The sequence below is a fragment of the Dysosmobacter sp. HCP28S3_G4 genome, from assembly GCF_052065175.1.
GTDB lineage: Bacteria > Bacillota > Clostridia > Oscillospirales > Oscillospiraceae > Oscillibacter.
In genome coordinates this window covers 17,517-34,417 of the sequence record NZ_JBQHUP010000027.1, presented here as the reverse complement: position 1 = coordinate 34,417, position 16,901 = coordinate 17,517, and the positions used below count along the sequence as shown (strand labels likewise).

Sequence of the window (16,901 nt, the reverse complement as noted above, 5' to 3'; positions counted from 1 at the left end):
ATGACGTGACTGTTGGCGGCGGCGTCTGGAAGTTCCAGGGCTGGACCGTGAACGGCGTCGGCGTGAGTGGCCGTGTTCCCATGGTCGAAGGCGGTCTGGAGATCGTCGGTATCTGGAAGTATGAGGCCAACAAGGCCGCCGATGAGTACGGTGTGACCTACAAGTACGACCACAGTGTTCCCGCCGAAGTGATGGCAACGCTTCCGAAGAACGAGTATACCTACAGCGTTGGTCAGCAGGTGCCTGTGGCTTCTGCTCCCGATGACGTGACTGTTGGCGGCGGCGTCTGGAAGTTCCAGGGCTGGACCGTGAACGGCGTCGGCGTGAGTGGCCGTGTTCCCATGGTCGAAGGCGGTCTGGAGATCGTCGGTACCTGGAAGTACGAGGCCAACAAGCCCGCAGAGTACAGCGTGACCTACAAGTACGTCGATGAAAACGGCGTTGAGAGTGTTCCCGCAGAGGCTCCGAAGAACGAGTATACCTACAGCGTTGGTCAGCAGGTGCCTGTGGCTTCTGCTCCCGATGATGTGACTGTTGGCGGCGGCGTCTGGAAGTTCCAGGGCTGGACCGTGAACGGCGTCGGCGTGAGTGGCCGTGTTCCCATGGCCGAAGGCGGTCTGGAGATCGTCGGTACCTGGAAGTACGAGAGTGCAGTTGAACCCGCTGAAAAGGTAACCATTACCTTCAAGGTGGTCAATGGTACTTGGGCTGACGGCAGCACCACCGATAAGACCGTTGAAATCGATAAGGGTGCTGTTTTGAACAGCGACCAGATTCCTACTGGCATGAAGGCCAACAGCGGCTATAAGACCGGTGCGTGGAACGCTGATCTGACTGGCAAGCAGGATCAGGATGCCACCTATACCTACACTTTCAAAAAGTCTAGTTACAGCGGCGGCAGTGGTTCCTCCTCTGGTGGTTCCTCCTCTACCTCTACCAAGTATACTCTGAAATACAACACCAACGGCGCAGGCAGCATTGCTTCCGAGAGCAAGAGCAAGGAATGGACCAAGGCTTATGAGGATCTGCCTTCTCCCACCCGCAAGGGCTACAAGTTTGGCGGCTGGTTCTTTGATGAAAAGCTGACCAAAGCAGTCAAGGACGATGTGAAGGTCGACGAGAAGACCGTGACTCTGTATGCTAAGTGGAATCCCGGCGTTGCCGATCCGAAGGATACCGGCGTTGCCGACTGCCTGAACACACAGGATCATATTGTCTTCCTGCACGGCTACAAGGACGGTACGTTTGCTCCTAATCGGAACATGTCCCGTGCTGAGGTCGCTCAGATGTTCTACAATCTGCTGCTGAACAAGGATGTCCCCACCGAGATCAAGTATACGGATGTTAAGGACAGCGACTGGTTCGCTCCTGCTGTCTACACCCTGTCCGAGATGGGCATTATCACCGGTTACCAGGATGGTACCTTCAAGCCCAACAAGGCTGTAACCCGCGCTGAATTCACCGTGATTGCCATGCGCTTTGCCAAGCTGGACAACAGCGGCGAGAATATCTTTACGGATATCAACTCCGGAGACTGGTATTATGACGCGATTGTCGGCTCTATCAAGTACGGCTGGATCAATGGTTATGACGACGGCACTTTCCGTCCCAATGCCACTGTGACCCGTGCCTGCGTGGCGACTATTGTGGACCATATGCTTGGCCGCAGCGCCGACGAAGACTTCGTGGATGATGCCGACGGCATCGTAAAGTTCAGCGACCTGGATGACAGCTACTGGGCCTACTACAACATCATGGAAGCGACCAATGCCCATACCTACTGTCAGAATGACGGCGAGGAGACGTGGAAAGCTCTGCAGTAATTGATCTGCCAGTGCTTTACCTGAAACTTCATAACAGGAAATAGACGATCCTCTTTTGAGACCCGGATGAGCTCCGGCCTGTTTTGGGTTTCTTCCTTGCAGAACTGAATCAAAAAAACCGCCCCTGAGCCGAAATGCGGCTCAGGGGATGGTTTTATAAAGACGTGTATCCCCGGAGAATGGCCGGTGGAAAGTAAGCGTCAAAGTTAACGGCGTATAGACTCCTATGGGATAATAGTGGTGGAACGTTGCGAAACGTTCCACCACTATTAACGTTAGGGGGGATATGCCATGACATCCACAGAACTGAAACACCAGGCACGGCTGCAGGAATGGGCAGGAGCAATTCAGGATTGCAGAAGCAGCGGACTGTCAGTCCGGCAGTGGTGCAGACAGAGAGGAACCACACCAACTACATACTATCGCTGGGAACGAGAGCTGTTGTCTATTGCTGGCTCAACGGCGACGCTGCCTGAAACGCCTGCGGTTGCGTTTGCGGAATTACCAGTACCGAAGCAAGTGTGTTGCAACGCATTGGAACGTTCCGCTACGCTGCATCTTGACAATGTCAGCATAGACATTTATCCGCAATGCGGCGCCGAGCAGCTGAAAGCACTGGTTGAGATCCTCCGCACATGCTGAACGACTTCACCGGGGCTGACAAGGTCTACATCGCCTGCGGCTACACCGATCTACGTAAGGGCATAGACGGTCTGGCCAGAATGGTTCAACAGCAGTTTGAACTGGATCCGTTCACCAACACGCTGTTTCTGTTTTGCGGGAGGCGGCGAGACCGCATCAAGGGCCTGTACTGGGAAAAGGACGGCTTCATTCTTCTGTACAAACGTCTGGAACAGGGCGCGTACCAGTGGCCACGGAGCGAATCCGAAGTGCGTTCACTGACGCCGCAGCAATACCGCTGGTTCATGGAAGGACTGAAGATCGAGCAGCCAAAGGCGCACCGTCCGGTAACGGGATTAGCTGTGCTCTGAGGCAAGGAAAAAATGCCTGAAAGCATTGAAAACTCTGGATTTTTAACGTGTTTTGTGCTATCATAATCTCATGAAAGATGAGAAGAAAACTGCCGCAAAGCAGGCTGAAACCGTGACTATTTCGCGCACGGAATATGAATCTCAGCAGGCACAACTCGCTGAGCTGAAGCTCCAGAACCAATGGCTTCTGGAGCAGCTTGGCCTCGCAAAAAAACGGCAGTTTGGCTCCTCCTCTGAGAAGATGCACGAAGAATTTATGGACCAGCTTGGACTGCCATTTAACGAGCTGGAGGCCTACGCATTTGGTACCAAGTCTGCTACTCCGGAGCAGATCGCCGTAAAAGCCCATGCGCGCAAACGGAAGTCCGGCAATGTCCTGGACGTCGTCCCGGAAGGGACGCCCACCGAGGTGGTGGAACACCGTCTGCCGGAAGAAGAACAGGTCTGCGAGGTCTGCGGTAGCCAGATGGTGGAGATTGGTAAGGAAGTACATCGAACACTAAAGATGGAACCGCCGAAGTTCTGGATCCGCGAGGACGTATACTACACCTACGCCTGCAAGAACTGCGAACTGGAGACTGGCGAGGCCAACATTCTGAAAACTCCGAAGGAGCCTGCACTGCTGCCCGGCAGTTTTGCTTCCGCGGAAGCTGTGGCGCATATTGCTGTACAGAAGTTCGTGATGTACTCGCCTCTGTACCGTCTGGAGCAGGAGTTTAACCGCCAGGGCCTGAAGCTCTCCCGGCAGACCATGTCCAACTGGCTGCTGAATGTCTCGGAGATGTGGCTGCAGCCCATCTACAACGTTCTGCATGAGAAACTCTGTAAAGAGCAGGTGCTGCACGCGGATGAGACCACCCTGCAGGTGCTGAAAGAAGCGGGGCGGCCCTCAACCAGCAAATCCTACATGTGGCTGTACCGGACAAGCGGCTGTGCAGAGCAGGCCATTGTCCTGTATGAGTACCAGCCCACACGGAAAGCGGAGCATGCGGAAAACTTCCTGAAGGGCTTTTCCGGCTGGCTCCATGCAGACGGCTACCAGGGCTACCACAGGCTGCCGGAGAATATCCGTGTGGTTGGGTGCTGGGCACACGCACGACGAAAATTTGATGAAGCGCTGCAAACACTGCCCAAAGAAAAACAGAAGGACTCTCCGGCAGCGGTTGGAGAATGCTACTGCTCCCGGCTATTTAAGTTGGAGGAGGCTTTTGCAGAACTGACGCCGGAAAAACGGTATGAGAAGCGGCTGGAACAGGAAAAACCTGTTTTAGACGCGTTATTGTCATGGGCGAATGAGATGCAGGCGAAAACAGCTCCGAAATCCGCGATGGGCAGGGCGATCCATTACCTGTTGGAGCAGTGGCCGTACTTGATCCGTTATCTGGAGGACGGCCGTCTGGAACTGAGCAACAACCGTGCTGAGCGCAGCATAAAGCCATTTGTGATGGGCCGCAAAAACTGGCTCTTCGCCAATACGCCGGGCGGTGCGCAGGCCAGCAGTGTGATCTACAGTCTGATTGAAACGGCGAAAGAAAATGGATTGGATCCGTACCGATACCTGCTTTGGGTCCTGCGGAATGCTCCTGCCCTGAGCCAGACGGATGTGGCGTGGGCGGGACAACTTACGCCCGCCAGTGCTCCGGATGAATGCAGAATACCACTAAAATGAAATCATGCCCTCCCGACTTGTGTGTACCGGGAGGGCATGATTTTATACGCCGAGTGCTTTGACGGTTACGGTGGAAAGCAGCGAATATGGATTCCGGAGGTAATAAGATGATGCTGCGAAAATTCAAGGCAGGGCAATCATCAGCGAAGTCCGATTTGTATGAGCGATGCGTTCTGTGCGGACGCATAACGAATATCCCGAGAGACCTGCCTATCGACCGGCGTGTGGGCTATGTACCGGGCGGAGGCCAACTGTGCTGCCGCTGCTATGACGAAGTCATGCGCGAAACGGAACTGGATATAAAACAACAATGGTCGGCATCCGCAGACGAGATGGCGTCCGGCTGAGAGCAGGGGCGGTGTTCCTCCGCCAAGCATTGACGGGTATGGCAGCCAATGTGGTCCATGAGCGATCAAAACTAAAAAACAATGAAAAACGATTTTACAGGCGCCCGTTTCGGACGGCTGACGGTCATCGCCCCAACGGAGCGGCGGAATCGCGGTACCATCGTCTGGCGGTGCCGCTGCGACTGCGGAAAGGAAGTCCTGGTGGACAGCCGGAAGCTGAGCGCGGGAGCCGTCAGAAGCTGCGGCTGTGACGAGCCGGACTATGCCGCCATCAAGGACCTGACCGGTATGCGCTTCGGCAGGCTGGTGGTCCTGGGAAAAACGGGGAATCGGGCGAAAGACCGGAATCCCCTCTGGCGGTGCCGCTGTGACTGCGGGAAAGAGCTGGAGACCACCAAGCGCAGACTGATCACCGGCGCTGTGTCGAGCTGTGGCTGCGCCAGAACGCCGCCGATGAAGGATCTGGTGGGAAAGCGGTTCGGCCGGGTCGTCGTGGAGGAATACGCCGGAAAGGCGAACGGCTTCCACATGTGGCGGTGCCGCTGCGACTGCGGCACAGAGTTCACCACCAGACAGTCCAATCTGGAGAACGGGCAGACGACAAGCTGCGGCTGCAAGCACCGGGACCGGTCCGGCCTTCACTTTGTGGACGGTACGTTTGTGGAGGGAATCGACTCCATGACCGTTTCCAAGGCCAACACCAGCGGCGTGCGGGGCGTCTACTTCAACAAAAGGCGTGGCAAATGGATCGCCCAGATCGTGTTCAAGGGCAAGTGCTATTATCTTGGCGGCTATGACAAGCTGGAGGACGCGGCCAAGGCCAGAGCCGTGGGCGAGGAGATGTACGATCAATTCCTGGAGTGGTATCACGCATCCCGGGAGCCCGCGATCAAATGAGGAAAATTGACGGCTTGCTGCAAAAGGAGGTGACGGACGTGCGGCAGACGCTGTATGACTACTGCGTGGAGAACGGGAAGACGTTTTTGCTGGAGCAATGGCATCCCGAAAAGAATCTGCCTTTGACACCGGGAGATCTGACCTGCGGCAGCAGAAAAAAGGTGTGGTGGAGATGTCCGGACGGACACGAGTGGCAGGCGGCGGTCTGCACCCGCACAGGCGGCGGAGCGGGCTGTCCCTGCTGCTCCGGGAAACAGCTCTGGCCGGACCGGGACGATCTGGCGTCCCGGTATCCCAAACTCGCCGCCCAATGGCACCCCACGATGAACGGCTCCGTCACGCCGGACAGGGTGCTTCCCGGCAGTCATAAACTGGCCTGGTGGATCTGTGAGAAGGGCCACGTCTGGCGGGCCATGGTGAAAAGCCGGACGGAGGGCTGCGGCTGCCCCTACTGTGCCAATCAGGCGCTGCTGCCCGGTGAAAACGATCTGGCTACCACCAATCCGGACCTTGCCCGGCAGTGGCATCCCACGAAAAACGCGCCGCTGACGCCCCGGAATGTGGTGGGCGGCAGCAGCCGCAAGGTGTGGTGGCGATGTGAGCGGGGCCATGAGTGGCAGGCGGTGATCTTTTCACGGGTCCAGGGGGCAGGCTGTCCGGTCTGCGCAGGAAGACGCGTTGTCCCCGGGGAAAACGACCTGGCCAGTCAGTTCCCGGACCTTGCCGCCCAGTGGCATCCGGAGAAGAACGGCACGCTGCGCCCGGACGCCGTCTCTCCCAATTCCAACCGCAAGGTCTGGTGGAAGTGCGAGTTGGGACACGAATACGCCGCCATCGTGGCGTCCCGCACCATGCACCGCAGCGGCTGTCCCTACTGCACCGGGAAGAAGGTCCTACCCGGGTTCAATGACCTTGCCACACTGGAGCCGGAGTTGGCGGCCCAGTGGCACCCTGACTTGAACGGCGCCCTGACGCCGGAGATGGTGACCGTTGGGAGCCATCGGAAGGTCTGGTGGCAGTGTCCGGAGGGACATGTCTGGAAAGCGGTCATCTACTCCCGGGCCAGGGGGCAGAGGTGCGGCTGCCCGGTCTGCGCCGGACGGGTAAAGGCCAGGCGCACGGGTTAATGGCCGGAGATCTTGGGCGTACATCCGGACTCTGTCAGGCGCGTGGGATGCCTGCGTTTTCCCTTACGTTTTCCCTTTAGACGCTAGCGTGGGTCCCAACAAGCAGATACCATCAGACACGATTCCCACGAAAATCCGGACGGATCAGGAATGATTGAGACATGATGGGCCCGGAAAAAAACAAATGTCCAGAATTCAAATCCCTCCTTCCGCGCCACGTCGGAGCAAAGTCCGCTTTGCTCCGACGTTCTTTTATTCCTGCGGAACAAAAGAACGTCATCCGCCCGCTCCCTTGCTCCTCCTTTCCGCCCGCGATTCGCTCCGCTGGATTCGCGGTCGGTTTTGGAACGAAGGCGAAACGAAAATATCCTAATTGAGTCCACCTGACAGATGACCGGAAATGCTTGATTTCAAGCATTTCCGGTCATCTTTTTGCTCCGCTTGTGCCCGATTTCACTTAAAATGATTTTCCGCAAAAGGACTGTCTTGCGCCCATAAAATACGCAAAATACGATCCTGTAGTGTACACCGTAGTGTACATCCGTAGCTTACATCAATCGGCACACTCGCTGCGGTCTATGTCCGGCGTATTGCCGGCGGCCATCCCGCCTGCGGCCGCTCCAAAGAACAACAGAGCAGCCGGCGCCTTGCGGCGCCGGCTGCTTTTCTGCGGGACCAGACTCGATCCCTTTGAAGAGAGAGTAGTGGTTACGCGTTTTTCTTGGCTTCCTCGAAGTCCGCCCAGAGCTGCTGCACCAGACCCTTGCAGGCGATCAGGTCGTAGGACGTGCCCGCCAGGATCTCCGCGGCGGTGAGAATGGCCCGGTGGGCCGTCTCACTCTTACCGGCGTCCACAAATTCCTGGGAGTGGCTGGAGGTGCCCTTGGGGACGAACTGGATGCGGATGCAGCTGCCGGGGATGTGGTTGGTGATGTTGCCGAAGTCCGTGCTGCCGGTCTTCTTCCGGGGAGGCGCGATGCCCGGGGCGTTGCAGGCCTCCGCGTTCTTCATGATGACGTCGTTCAGAGTGTAGCAGGGGACCTTGTTGTCCAGATCCTTGTCCCTGGCGATTTCATAGTCCACGTCCGCCATCAGCGCCGCGCCCTGGATGATCTGCTCAAAGCGGCGGCAGACATCGTTCAGCACCTCCCGGGAGTAGCTCCGCAGGGAGAAGGTGCCCACGGCCCGGTTGGGGACCACGTTGGCGGGGCCGGGCAGCTCCGCCACGGTGTAGTGCATCCGCGTGTCCTCCCGGACGTGCTCCCGCAGGAACTCCACGGCGTTGAAGCTCAGCAGCAGCGCGTCCAGGGCGCTGCGGCCCTTCTCCGGGGCCAGGGCCGCGTGGGCGCCCTTGCCGTGGAAGGTGACGGTGTAGTTGGACAGGGCCAGGCTCTTCTCGTCCACGCAGGTGTCGGGGCCGCCGTGCATCATCAGGGCCACGTCGATGTCCCGGAAGAAGCCGTCCTCCCACAGGGTGATCTTGGAGCCACGGGTCTCCTCGGCGGGGGTGCCGTAGACCACCAGTTCAAAGGGCTCCTCGATGCCCGCGTTCTTCAGCGCCACAGCCGTGCCGCAGATGCAGGGGCCCTGCATGTGATGGCCGCAGCCGTGTCCCAACTGCCGCAGGGCGTCGTACTCGCACAGCAGGCCGATCCGGGGACCGCCCTGGCCGTGCTTCCACACGGCACGGAAGGCGGTGGGCCAGCTGCCCAGTCCCCGCTCCACCTGAAAGCCGTTCTCCTCCAGATAGTCCTCCAGCAGACCGGAGGCGAATACCTCCTCGCCGTCGTACTCGGGGCGGTCGAAAATGCTGTCCGCCATGGTGAGCAGCCGCTCCGACTGGTCCAGGATCAGCTGCTTCAGCTTGTCCTTCATATGATCCTCCTTCTGAAAAAGCGCCGGTTACATGGGTCCGTAGTTGATGAGCTGGGCCACGACCACCAGCACGGCGCCCACGGCCATCCACACGGCGAACAGCTTCCACATGAAGCGCATCCACCGGTCATAGGGGACGTTGGCGGCGCCCAGAATGCCCATCAGGGCGGTGGAGGTGGGCAGGATGTAGTTGCAGAAGCCGTCGCCGAAGTTGAAGCTCAGGATGCAGGTCTGACGGGTGACGCCCAGCAGGTCGGACAGGGGGATCATGATGGGCATGACGGCGGCGGCCTGGCCGGAGCCGGAGGTCAGAACCACGTTGATCAGGGTGTTGGCCACCAGCATGCCCACGCCCAGCAGCGCGGAGGGCAGACCGGTCAGCATGACGGCCATGGCGTGGACGATGGTGTCGGTGATGAGGCCGGCGCTCAGCACGCTGCCGATGGCCCGGGCGAACATGATGATGAACGCGGCGGTGAGCATCTTCTTGGTGCCGTTCATGAACTCGGTGCAGATCTTGTTGGCGTCAAAGCCGCCCAGGATGCCCACCACGATGCCCAGCACCAGGAACACGGCGCTCTGCTCGGCGAAATCCCAGTCCAGCTTGATGCAGCCGTAGACGATGGCCACCAGAGCCACCACCAGGGCGACGATGCACAGGATCTTGCGGGTGTCCAGGGTGCCGAACTCGTCCAGGTTGGAGTTCTTGAACTCGCTGGTCTTGTCCAGGTCGTACATGGGGCTCAGTTCGGGGTTCTTCTGGATCTTCTTGGCGTAGCGGACCAGCCACAGGCAGGTGACCACATAGAACACGGCGAAGCAGATCCAGCGGTAGCCGATGCCGGAGTAGTTGGGCAGCTCAGCGATCTTCTGGGCCACCAGGGTGGTGCTGACGTTCAGGGTGCCGGTGGCGAAGCCGATGGCGCCGCCCAGCAGGATGATGCCCACGCCGACGATGGAGTCCAGTCCCAGGCTCATGGCCAGCATGACGGTGATGGGTGCGAATCCAATGAAGGTGTTGACGCCTTGGGTGGTGCAGATCAGACCGAACACCAGCATCAGCAGGGGGATGAAGACCTCCACCCGGTTGCTGAAGCGGCGGACGATGGCCGCCACCAGAGCCTGGAGGGCGCCCACGGCGGTGAGCATGTGGATGGCGCCGCCGCTGAGCAGGATCAGGGTGATCAGGTCGGCGTTCGCGGAGAACGCGTTGATGATCAGCATGGGCACGGCCAGCAGACTGACGCGGACATTCTCCACATAGGAGAACGAGGTGGCGTCCACGACTTTCTTACCGGACACCAGATCCTCCACCCGGGCGTATTCGCCGCTGGGGATGATCCAGGTGAGCACAACAGCGATCAGGATGATGACCACGAGGATGACAAAGGTGTGGGGCATGGTGAAGCCCTTTTTCTTTGTCTGCAGGGGGGATTTCGATGACATGATTTCCAGCTCCTTCATTTTTGTTACACACGCCGTCTTTCCGCCGACCTATGTTTGAGAAAACTATAGAAAATGTTGTCGGGAAAAGCAATTCACTTTTTCTTACGAAGAGGATTAAGGAAAACTGACATTGATTTTTTTGAACGTCCGGTATTCAATTCCGACGGGTTTTATGTTATACTCATAAAGTTAGCAATCCGGCAGGAATCCGGTAACAATCCGGCAGGAAACGGAGGAAACGGCATGAATCTGAAGGAGCAGATCTATGTCTGCACGCTGGCCCGCTGCGGGACCATCACGAAGGCGGCGGAGGAGCTGTACATGACCTCTCCGGCGCTCAGCATGTTCCTGAGCACGCTGGAGAAGAATCTGGGCGTCCGCCTGTTCTCCCGGACGGGCAAGACCCTCCAGCCCACCCCCATCGGACGGGAGTACATCCGGTACGCGGAGCAGATGATCCAGCTGAAGGAGCAGTTCGACCAGGTCCTGGCCCGGGAGATCGGCCTGCAGAAGTGCACGGTCCGCATCGGCATCCAGCAGCGCCGGGCCATTTCCTGCGCGGCGTGGGTCATGTCCCATCTGACGGAGGACATCCCCTCCCTGAACGTGGTGATCCGGGACGGCGCCTACGCGGAGCTGAACAAGATGCTGGAACAGCATCAGGCGGACTATCTGTTCTACACCATGGAGGACCCCATCCCGGACACGGAGTACGTGGTGCTGCAGAAGGAGCCCATCCTGGCGGTGCTGCCGGAGGACCACCCCTGCAACGCCCTGGCGAAGCACCGGCCGGACCTGGACTACCCCTATCTGGACCCGGCGGATCTCAACGGCCAGACCCTGATCCTGCCCCAGGTCCACCAGAGCCTGCGGCTGCGGGTCCAGCGGATGCTGGACGCCAACCACGTCCGCCCCGCCCGGGTCATGGAGATCGTCAGCCTCAGCGTGATCCAGAGCATGGTGGCCAACGGACTGGGCATCGGCTTCAACCGCCGGGCCTACCTGAGGGACATGCCCCACGCGGAGGGCATCCGCTATTATTACGTGGGGGAGGAGCCCGCCTGCTCCGACCTGGTGCTGCTGTTCCCCACGCGGCAGAAAAAGGCCCCGTATCACGACCGGCTCATTGAGATCTTCCGGGAGTATCTGGCGGAGTGTCCGGAAGGGGCACCGTTAAAACTCTCTTAAATCCACCCTTCGATTTCTCTGAATTGCTTTCCCGCCGCCGCTGTGTATAATGTTCTGCATATATGAATCTCCGCAGACGCGGAAGAACGACACAGTGGGAGGAACCGGAAATGAGATGGATGAAACGGCACGGCATGTTGATGGATTGGTCCTGTGACATTCTGGGTGGGCTGCTCCAGGCGGTGGGCGTCTGGTGCTTCGTGGAGCCGTGTAAGATCGCCCCGGGCGGCGCCTCCGGCATCGCCCTGCTGATCAATCACCTCACCGCTCTGCCGGTGGGCATGCTGACGCTGGTGATCAACATTCCGCTGCTCATCGCGGCCTTTTTCCTGCTGGACCGGAAGATGACCCTGCGGACCATCCGGACGGTGGTGATCTCCACCATCTGCCTGGACTACATCATCGCGCCCCTGCTGCCCCAGTACATCGGGGACCGGCTCATCAGCTCCGCCGTGGGCGGCATTCTGGTGGGGGCGGGCATGGCGCTGATCTTCACCCGGGGCTCCACCACCGGCGGCGGCGACATCCTGGCGAAGCTGCTGCAAAAGGCCTTCCCCTGGATGCAGACCGGCTACGCCATCATGCTGACGGATTTTGTGATCATCGGACTGTCCATCCCCGTGTTCGGCGGGCTGGAGGACGCCCTGTTCGGCATCTTCTCCATGGTCTGCACCACCCACACCATCGACGCCATCCTCTACGGCATGAACCGGGGCACCATGGTGCTCATCGCCTCCCGGCACAACCAGCAGATCGCCGGGGACATCATGGACCAGCTGGACCGGGGCACCACCTTTTTCAAGAGCGTGGGCGGCTACAGCGGCCGGGACAGCGAGATGCTGATGTGCGTGGTGGACCGCAAGCAGTTCTACGCCGTGAAGAACATCGTGGACAAATGGGACCCCCGGGCGTTCGTCATCGCCTCGGAGACCAAGGAGGTCTTCGGCGAGGGCTTCCTGGACGACCCCAGGGACGCCCAGGGCGCCTGACAACACTCTCAATATCGAACCATCGCCCCTGCCGTCTTACGGCGGGGGCTTTTCGCGTGTTCCGGACAGAAAACCGCCCGCCCGTGCCATGCACGAACGGGCGTTGCGTCGGATGGATGTTCAGCGGAGGGCCTCACAGGCGGCCCGCAGGGCCGCTGCGTCGGGGAAGCCCAGGTCCCGGGCCAGGACGGCGATGCGCGCACCGTCCGCGTCCGTCTCCGCGGGCCACAGGGGCGCGGCGGGGTCCAGCGTCTCCAGCACGTTGCCGCAGGCCGCGCCCACCAGGGCGGCGGCGTTGTGGAGGTGCTCCAGAGCGTCGGGCTGTCCGGCCTCGCCGCCGGGCAGATGCTTCAGGATCAGACCCGCCGCCTCCCGCAGCAGGTGCTCCGTGTACTCGTTGCAGCCCGGGTCCGCGAAGGCCCGGACGGACAGGGACAGCGCCGTCAGTCCGCAGGACTTCACCTGGGCCGGGGACAGGGTCTCCGTGAACCGGGCGTCCGTCACGGAGATCTCCGGCAGCAGCTGGAAGCTGCGCAGCACCCGGAGAGCGCCCGCGTCGTCCTGCAGGACGGCGAAGGGGGAGTTCTGTGCGCCGCCGGCAAAGGACGTGGCCACCAGGGCCAGCTTCGCCTTTTCGCCGGTGCGGATGCGCTCCGGCTGCTCCGCGGCGGCGGACAGGTCCAGGTCGGGATTTTCGTACAGCGCCCACATGGCCTTGGCGGCGCTCATGGCGGAGCCGCCGCCGACGCCCACGATGACGTCCGGCTCAAATTCCAGCAGCTTGGGCAGGGCGCTGCGGATGTGGGCGAAGGAGGGCGGCGCGCCGGTGGAGAAGAACTCCGCCGTGCGGATGCCCCGCTTCCGCAGCCAGCCGTCAATGTCCCGGACGGCGCCGGAGCGGTACAGCACCGGGTCCGATACCAGGAAGGCCCGTTTCAGATGATAGACCTCGCTCAGCTCCCGCAGGGCCACGTTCATGGAGCCGGGCTTGAAGTAGACTTTCTTGGGAAGATTCAGCATGTTCATCGGATATCCCCCAGTTCTTCATACATGGGCGGAGCGGCCATTTACGGGGTCCCCGCCGCAGGGGGACTGCGGCGGGGATGTGGAGGGCGGCGGGAGCGGCAAGAGGAGCGCGCGCTTCACGCCGGCTGTTTCCAATACGGTGCGTCCGGCCCCGGAGGGCGGCTCCGCGGAAAGCGTCTGTGCGCGTCAGGCGGGGACGGAGTATCAGATGAAGCCGCCCACCTTGTCCAGGCCGATCTCGGCGGACAGGCCCATGGGATACGCGGCGTGGGTCTCGGTGGGCAGGTTGACCTCCACCTCCAGGACGTCGCCGTACTTCTCGATGAACTTCTCGTTGCCGTAGAAGGACCGCAGGTAGCAGGCCTTCAGCTCGCCGATGGTGGGATACACGGGGTTGCAGCCGGTGCAGGCGTCGTGGAAGGCCCACTCGGACATCTGATCCACGGCGGCCAGGAAGTCGGCCTCCCACGCCTCGGCGCTCTTCTCGGGATGGGCCTCGCACAGCCAGTCGCAGACGGTCTCGGGGATGTCCACGTCCTTCTTCAGCTGCTCGGCGGCCTTGATCCAGTTCTCGAAGGTCTCCTCGTCGGTGGCGCCCTTCACGCCGATCAGCTCGCCCAGCTGGACGTACCGCTCAAAGGCCTGGGGATACTTGTACTGGGAGAAGGTGCCCATGTGATAGGGATGCTTCTGGGCGTTGAAGCGGCAGACGTAGGGGAACAGCAGGGCGTTGGCGGTGCCGTGGGGGATGTGGAACCAGCCGCCCAGCTTGTGGGACAGGGAGTGGTTGATGCCCAGGAAGGCGTTGGCGAAGCCGATACCGGCCAGGGCGGAGGCGTCGGCCATCTTCTCGCGGGCCACGGGATCGGGCTTCGCGCCCTTGAAGGCGGAGCGGTAGGCCTTGGGCAGCCAGTCGAAGACCATCTTGGTGGCTTCCTTGCAGAAGCAGTCGGTGTACTCGGTGGCGAAGGTGGAGACGTACGCCTCGACCGCGTGGGTCAGCACGTCGTAGCCGGAGGCCTGGGTGGCTCTGGGCGGCAGCTTCATCATGTTGTCGGCGTCGATGATGGCCATTTCGGGCATCATCTCATAGCCGATCAGCGGCCACTTCATGCCGGTATTGGCGTCGGAGATGATGGTGAAGGGGGTGCACTCGGAGCCGGTGCCGGCGGTGGTGGGGATGCAGACCAGCTTGGCCTTCTGGCCCATCTGGGGGAAGAAGCGGATTCTCTTCCGGATATCCAGGAAGATGGTGGCCATATCCAGGAAGGCCTCCTCCGGATGCTCGTACATGATCCACATGATCTTGGCGGTGTCGATGGCGGAGCCGCCGCCCACGGCGATGATGACGTCGGGCTCGAACTCGTGCATCTTGGGCAGGCCCTTCATGGCGTCCTGGATCTGCGGGTCCACACGGATGTCGAAGAACTCGGCGGTCTCAATGCCCAGGGAGTGGAGCTGGTTGATGATGGCGTCGCAGGCGCCGATCTGATACAGGTTGGCGTCGGTGATGATGAAGGCCCGCTTGAAGTTGTAGACCTCCTTCATCTCCCGCAGGGCCACGGGGGTGCAGCCGGTCTTGTGATAGACCTTCTTGGGCAGCTGGAGCCACAGCATGTTCTCCTTGCGCATGGCCACCACCTTGATGTCCAGCAGCTGCTCGTACTGGGTGTTGCCCATGTAGGCGGAGTGGCCCACGGCGCCGGGGCCCAGGGTCAGGGAGGGCGCCAGATCGAAGTTGTACAGGTCGCCGATGCCGCCGAAGGCGGTGGGGGTGTTGATGAGGATACGGCCGGCCTTCATCTTCTCGGCGAAGCGGTTGATCTTGTCCTCCTCAGTGGGATCCACGTACAGGGCGGCGGAGTGACCGGCGCCGGCCTCGAAGACCAGCTTGGCGCAGATGTCATAGGCCTCGTCCAGAGTGTCGGCCTTGAACATGCCCAGCAGGGTGGTCAGCTTCTCATTGGCCCAGGGGTTGTCGTGAGAGGTGTCGCCGGTCTCGTAGACCAGGACCTTGGTGTCGTAGGGCACGGTGATGCCGGCCATCTCGGCCAGGCGGTTGGCGGTCTGACCGACGGCGGGGGGCTTTACGCCGTGGTTCCGGGGATTGAAGAACACCTCGGCCACCTTGGCGGCCTCCTCGTCGTTGAGGAAGTAGCAGCGGGCGTCCTGCATCAGGGCCTTGACCTCGTCGTACACGCTGCTGAGAACGGTGATGTGCTGCTCCGTGGCGCAGATCATGCCGTTGTCGAAGGTCTTGGAGTGGATGATGGACTCCACGGCCATCCGCAGGTCGGCGGTCTCGTCGATGACCACGTTGCAGTTGCCGGGGCCCACGCCGATGGCGGGGGTGCCGGAGGAGTAGGCCGCGTGGACCATGCCCGCGCCGCCGGTGGCCATGATCAGGTCCACCTTCTTCATCAGCACGTCGGAGATCTCCAGGGTGGGGGTCTCGATCCAGCTGATGACATGCTCGGGCAGGCCCGCGGCAATGGCGGCGTCCCGCATGATCTTCGCCGCGGCGATGGAGCACTTCACGGCATGGGGATGGGGAGAGAGGATGATGGCGTTTCTGGTCTTCAGGGCCAGCATGATCTTGTAGATGGTGGTGGAGGTGGGGTTGGTGGTGGGGGTGATGGCGGCGATGACGCCCTTGGGGGAGGCCACGCGCTTGGTGCCGAAGGCGGGATTCTCCTCGATGATGCCGCAGGTCTTGGCATGGCGCATGTAGTTCCACATGTGCTCAGAGGCGTACTGGTTCTTCGTCACCTTGTCCACCACGATGCCGTAGCCGGTCTCCTCGCAGGCCATCTTGGCCAGAGGGATCCGCATCTTCGACACCGCCATGGCGGTCTTCTCGCAGATAGCGTCCACCTGCTCCTGGGTAAAGGTGGCGTACTGCTCCTGGGAGGCCCGGATAATGGGCAGGGCCTGTTCGAAGGATTCCACAGAATTGATGATCAATGCGTTCGCCATAATAATCCTCTCTTTCTAATATATGCTACGTTCCATGACTGTACTTGCTGCAGTTTTTAAGAGCGGGGCGATGGGACCGGCGGGACCTCCTTTCTCCTTTTAAATGGATAAAATCATGAATAAAAATAAAAACCCGCACAGAGCAGAACATGTGAGTCGAACAATGCCCAAGCCTGCTGTGTGCGGCGGATCCCGGTATGAAGCGTTCCACGGCGGGTCTGATGCCTGGTGAGTGTGGAGGGTTCACTAGGTCGATGCGTCGTGTCGGAAGTTGTCTTTTTATGGAAATAGTTTAGCACTTGCAGGAAATGATGTCAAGAATTGTGTGAAATTTAACAAAATATTCTGTCAAATCGCATAGAAACATGTATAAGTTGCATAAGCAACCGCTGAGGCTTGCAAATGGTGGGAGAGGGACAGGCCGGAGGTCCGCCGGACTGTCCCCGCCGGGCGGGCGGCCCGCGGCTCCGGCGTTCCGTTCCGGAGGACGCTCTGCCATGACGGACAGAATGCGCATAAAATGAATGCGGAAAATGGATAATCTTG

General features: G+C 60.2%; 13 protein-coding genes. 9 read left to right on the top strand and 4 right to left on the bottom strand.

Translation table 11 applies throughout. The features are described 5' to 3' along the window. The 7 genes from ACTNBU_RS07960 to ACTNBU_RS07930 all read left to right on the top strand — a co-directional run. Nucleotides 1-1,823 (top strand): S-layer homology domain-containing protein (locus ACTNBU_RS07960; RefSeq protein ID WP_441032522.1); only part of this gene is annotated, 1,823 nt, incomplete at its 5' end. Between the two features lie 291 nt (nucleotides 1,824-2,114). Next, nucleotides 2,115-2,465 (top strand): IS66 family insertion sequence element accessory protein TnpA, encoded by a 351-nt coding sequence (tnpA, locus tag ACTNBU_RS07955; protein ID WP_441032519.1) that lies wholly within the window; start codon nucleotides 2,115-2,117, stop codon nucleotides 2,463-2,465. After that, entirely contained in the window at nucleotides 2,459-2,815 is a 357-nt protein-coding gene (tnpB, locus tag ACTNBU_RS07950; RefSeq protein ID WP_441032516.1) for an IS66 family insertion sequence element accessory protein TnpB, read from the top strand. Before tnpA ends, tnpB begins: the two co-directional genes overlap by 7 nt. Nucleotides 2,816-2,885: 70 nt before the next feature. Further along, complete coding sequence (gene tnpC / locus ACTNBU_RS07945; RefSeq protein ID WP_441032514.1) at nucleotides 2,886-4,484, top strand: IS66 family transposase; 1,599 nt, start codon at nucleotides 2,886-2,888, stop codon at nucleotides 4,482-4,484. Between the two features lie 107 nt (nucleotides 4,485-4,591). Next, the gene (locus tag ACTNBU_RS07940) at nucleotides 4,592-4,831 is read left to right on the top strand and encodes a hypothetical protein (protein ID WP_441032511.1); all 240 of its coding nucleotides are present in this window, start codon (nucleotides 4,592-4,594) and stop codon (nucleotides 4,829-4,831) included. A gap of 81 nt (nucleotides 4,832-4,912) precedes the next feature. After that, the gene (locus ACTNBU_RS07935; protein ID WP_441032508.1) at nucleotides 4,913-5,728 is read left to right on the top strand and encodes a hypothetical protein; all 816 of its coding nucleotides are present in this window, start codon (nucleotides 4,913-4,915) and stop codon (nucleotides 5,726-5,728) included. Then, nucleotides 5,725-6,855 carry a zinc-ribbon domain-containing protein gene (locus ACTNBU_RS07930; protein ID WP_441032506.1) on the top strand — a complete coding sequence of 377 codons (1,131 nt, stop codon included), beginning with the start codon at nucleotides 5,725-5,727 and terminating at the stop codon, nucleotides 6,853-6,855. Before ACTNBU_RS07935 ends, ACTNBU_RS07930 begins: the two co-directional genes overlap by 4 nt. Before the next feature lie 708 nt (nucleotides 6,856-7,563). Here ACTNBU_RS07930 and ACTNBU_RS07925 read toward each other — a convergent pair. Continuing rightward, complete coding sequence (locus tag ACTNBU_RS07925) at nucleotides 7,564-8,730, bottom strand: M20 family metallopeptidase (RefSeq protein ID WP_441032504.1); 1,167 nt, start codon at nucleotides 8,728-8,730, stop codon at nucleotides 7,564-7,566. 27 nt (nucleotides 8,731-8,757) lie between these two features. Continuing rightward, nucleotides 8,758-10,176 carry a YfcC family protein gene (locus ACTNBU_RS07920; RefSeq protein WP_441032502.1) on the bottom strand — a complete coding sequence of 473 codons (1,419 nt, stop codon included), beginning with the start codon at nucleotides 10,174-10,176 and terminating at the stop codon, nucleotides 8,758-8,760. Between the two features lie 243 nt (nucleotides 10,177-10,419). On the opposite strand from ACTNBU_RS07920, the gene ACTNBU_RS07915 reads away from it, so the two are divergent. Then, nucleotides 10,420-11,364, top strand: coding sequence for a LysR family transcriptional regulator (locus tag ACTNBU_RS07915; RefSeq protein ID WP_441032500.1), 945 nt, complete (start codon nucleotides 10,420-10,422; stop codon nucleotides 11,362-11,364). Nucleotides 11,365-11,474: 110 nt separating this feature from the next. After that, on the top strand, nucleotides 11,475-12,353 hold the full coding sequence (locus tag ACTNBU_RS07910; protein ID WP_441032497.1) for a YitT family protein: 879 nt from the start codon (nucleotides 11,475-11,477) through the stop codon (nucleotides 12,351-12,353). Between the two features lie 120 nt (nucleotides 12,354-12,473). Here the strand turns inward: ACTNBU_RS07910 and ACTNBU_RS07905 are convergent, their stop codons facing one another. Further along, nucleotides 12,474-13,379, bottom strand: coding sequence for an iron-containing alcohol dehydrogenase (locus tag ACTNBU_RS07905; protein ID WP_441032494.1), 906 nt, complete (start codon nucleotides 13,377-13,379; stop codon nucleotides 12,474-12,476). 204 nt (nucleotides 13,380-13,583) lie between these two features. Next, complete coding sequence (gene adhE, locus ACTNBU_RS07900; protein WP_441032492.1) at nucleotides 13,584-16,355, bottom strand: bifunctional acetaldehyde-CoA/alcohol dehydrogenase; 2,772 nt, start codon at nucleotides 16,353-16,355, stop codon at nucleotides 13,584-13,586. Nucleotides 16,356-16,901: the final 546 nt, after the last annotated feature.

What these genes read in the sequence shown, in the direction of transcription:
- tnpA (WP_441032519.1), top strand. Translation starts at nt 2,115, where the DNA reads ATGACATCCACAGAACTGAAACACCAGGCACGGCTGCAGGAATGGGCA.
- tnpB (WP_441032516.1), top strand. Translation starts at nt 2,459, where the DNA reads ATGCTGAACGACTTCACCGGGGCTGACAAGGTCTACATCGCCTGCGGC.
- tnpC (WP_441032514.1), top strand. Translation starts at nt 2,886, where the DNA reads ATGAAAGATGAGAAGAAAACTGCCGCAAAGCAGGCTGAAACCGTGACT.
- ACTNBU_RS07940 (WP_441032511.1), top strand. Translation starts at nt 4,592, where the DNA reads ATGATGCTGCGAAAATTCAAGGCAGGGCAATCATCAGCGAAGTCCGAT.
- ACTNBU_RS07935 (WP_441032508.1), top strand. Translation starts at nt 4,913, where the DNA reads ATGAAAAACGATTTTACAGGCGCCCGTTTCGGACGGCTGACGGTCATC.
- ACTNBU_RS07930 (WP_441032506.1), top strand. Translation starts at nt 5,725, where the DNA reads ATGAGGAAAATTGACGGCTTGCTGCAAAAGGAGGTGACGGACGTGCGG.
- ACTNBU_RS07925 (WP_441032504.1), bottom strand. Translation starts at nt 8,730, where the DNA reads ATGAAGGACAAGCTGAAGCAGCTGATCCTGGACCAGTCGGAGCGGCTG.
- ACTNBU_RS07920 (WP_441032502.1), bottom strand. Translation starts at nt 10,176, where the DNA reads ATGTCATCGAAATCCCCCCTGCAGACAAAGAAAAAGGGCTTCACCATG.
- ACTNBU_RS07915 (WP_441032500.1), top strand. Translation starts at nt 10,420, where the DNA reads ATGAATCTGAAGGAGCAGATCTATGTCTGCACGCTGGCCCGCTGCGGG.
- ACTNBU_RS07910 (WP_441032497.1), top strand. Translation starts at nt 11,475, where the DNA reads ATGAGATGGATGAAACGGCACGGCATGTTGATGGATTGGTCCTGTGAC.
- ACTNBU_RS07905 (WP_441032494.1), bottom strand. Translation starts at nt 13,379, where the DNA reads ATGAACATGCTGAATCTTCCCAAGAAAGTCTACTTCAAGCCCGGCTCC.
- adhE (WP_441032492.1), bottom strand. Translation starts at nt 16,355, where the DNA reads ATGGCGAACGCATTGATCATCAATTCTGTGGAATCCTTCGAACAGGCC.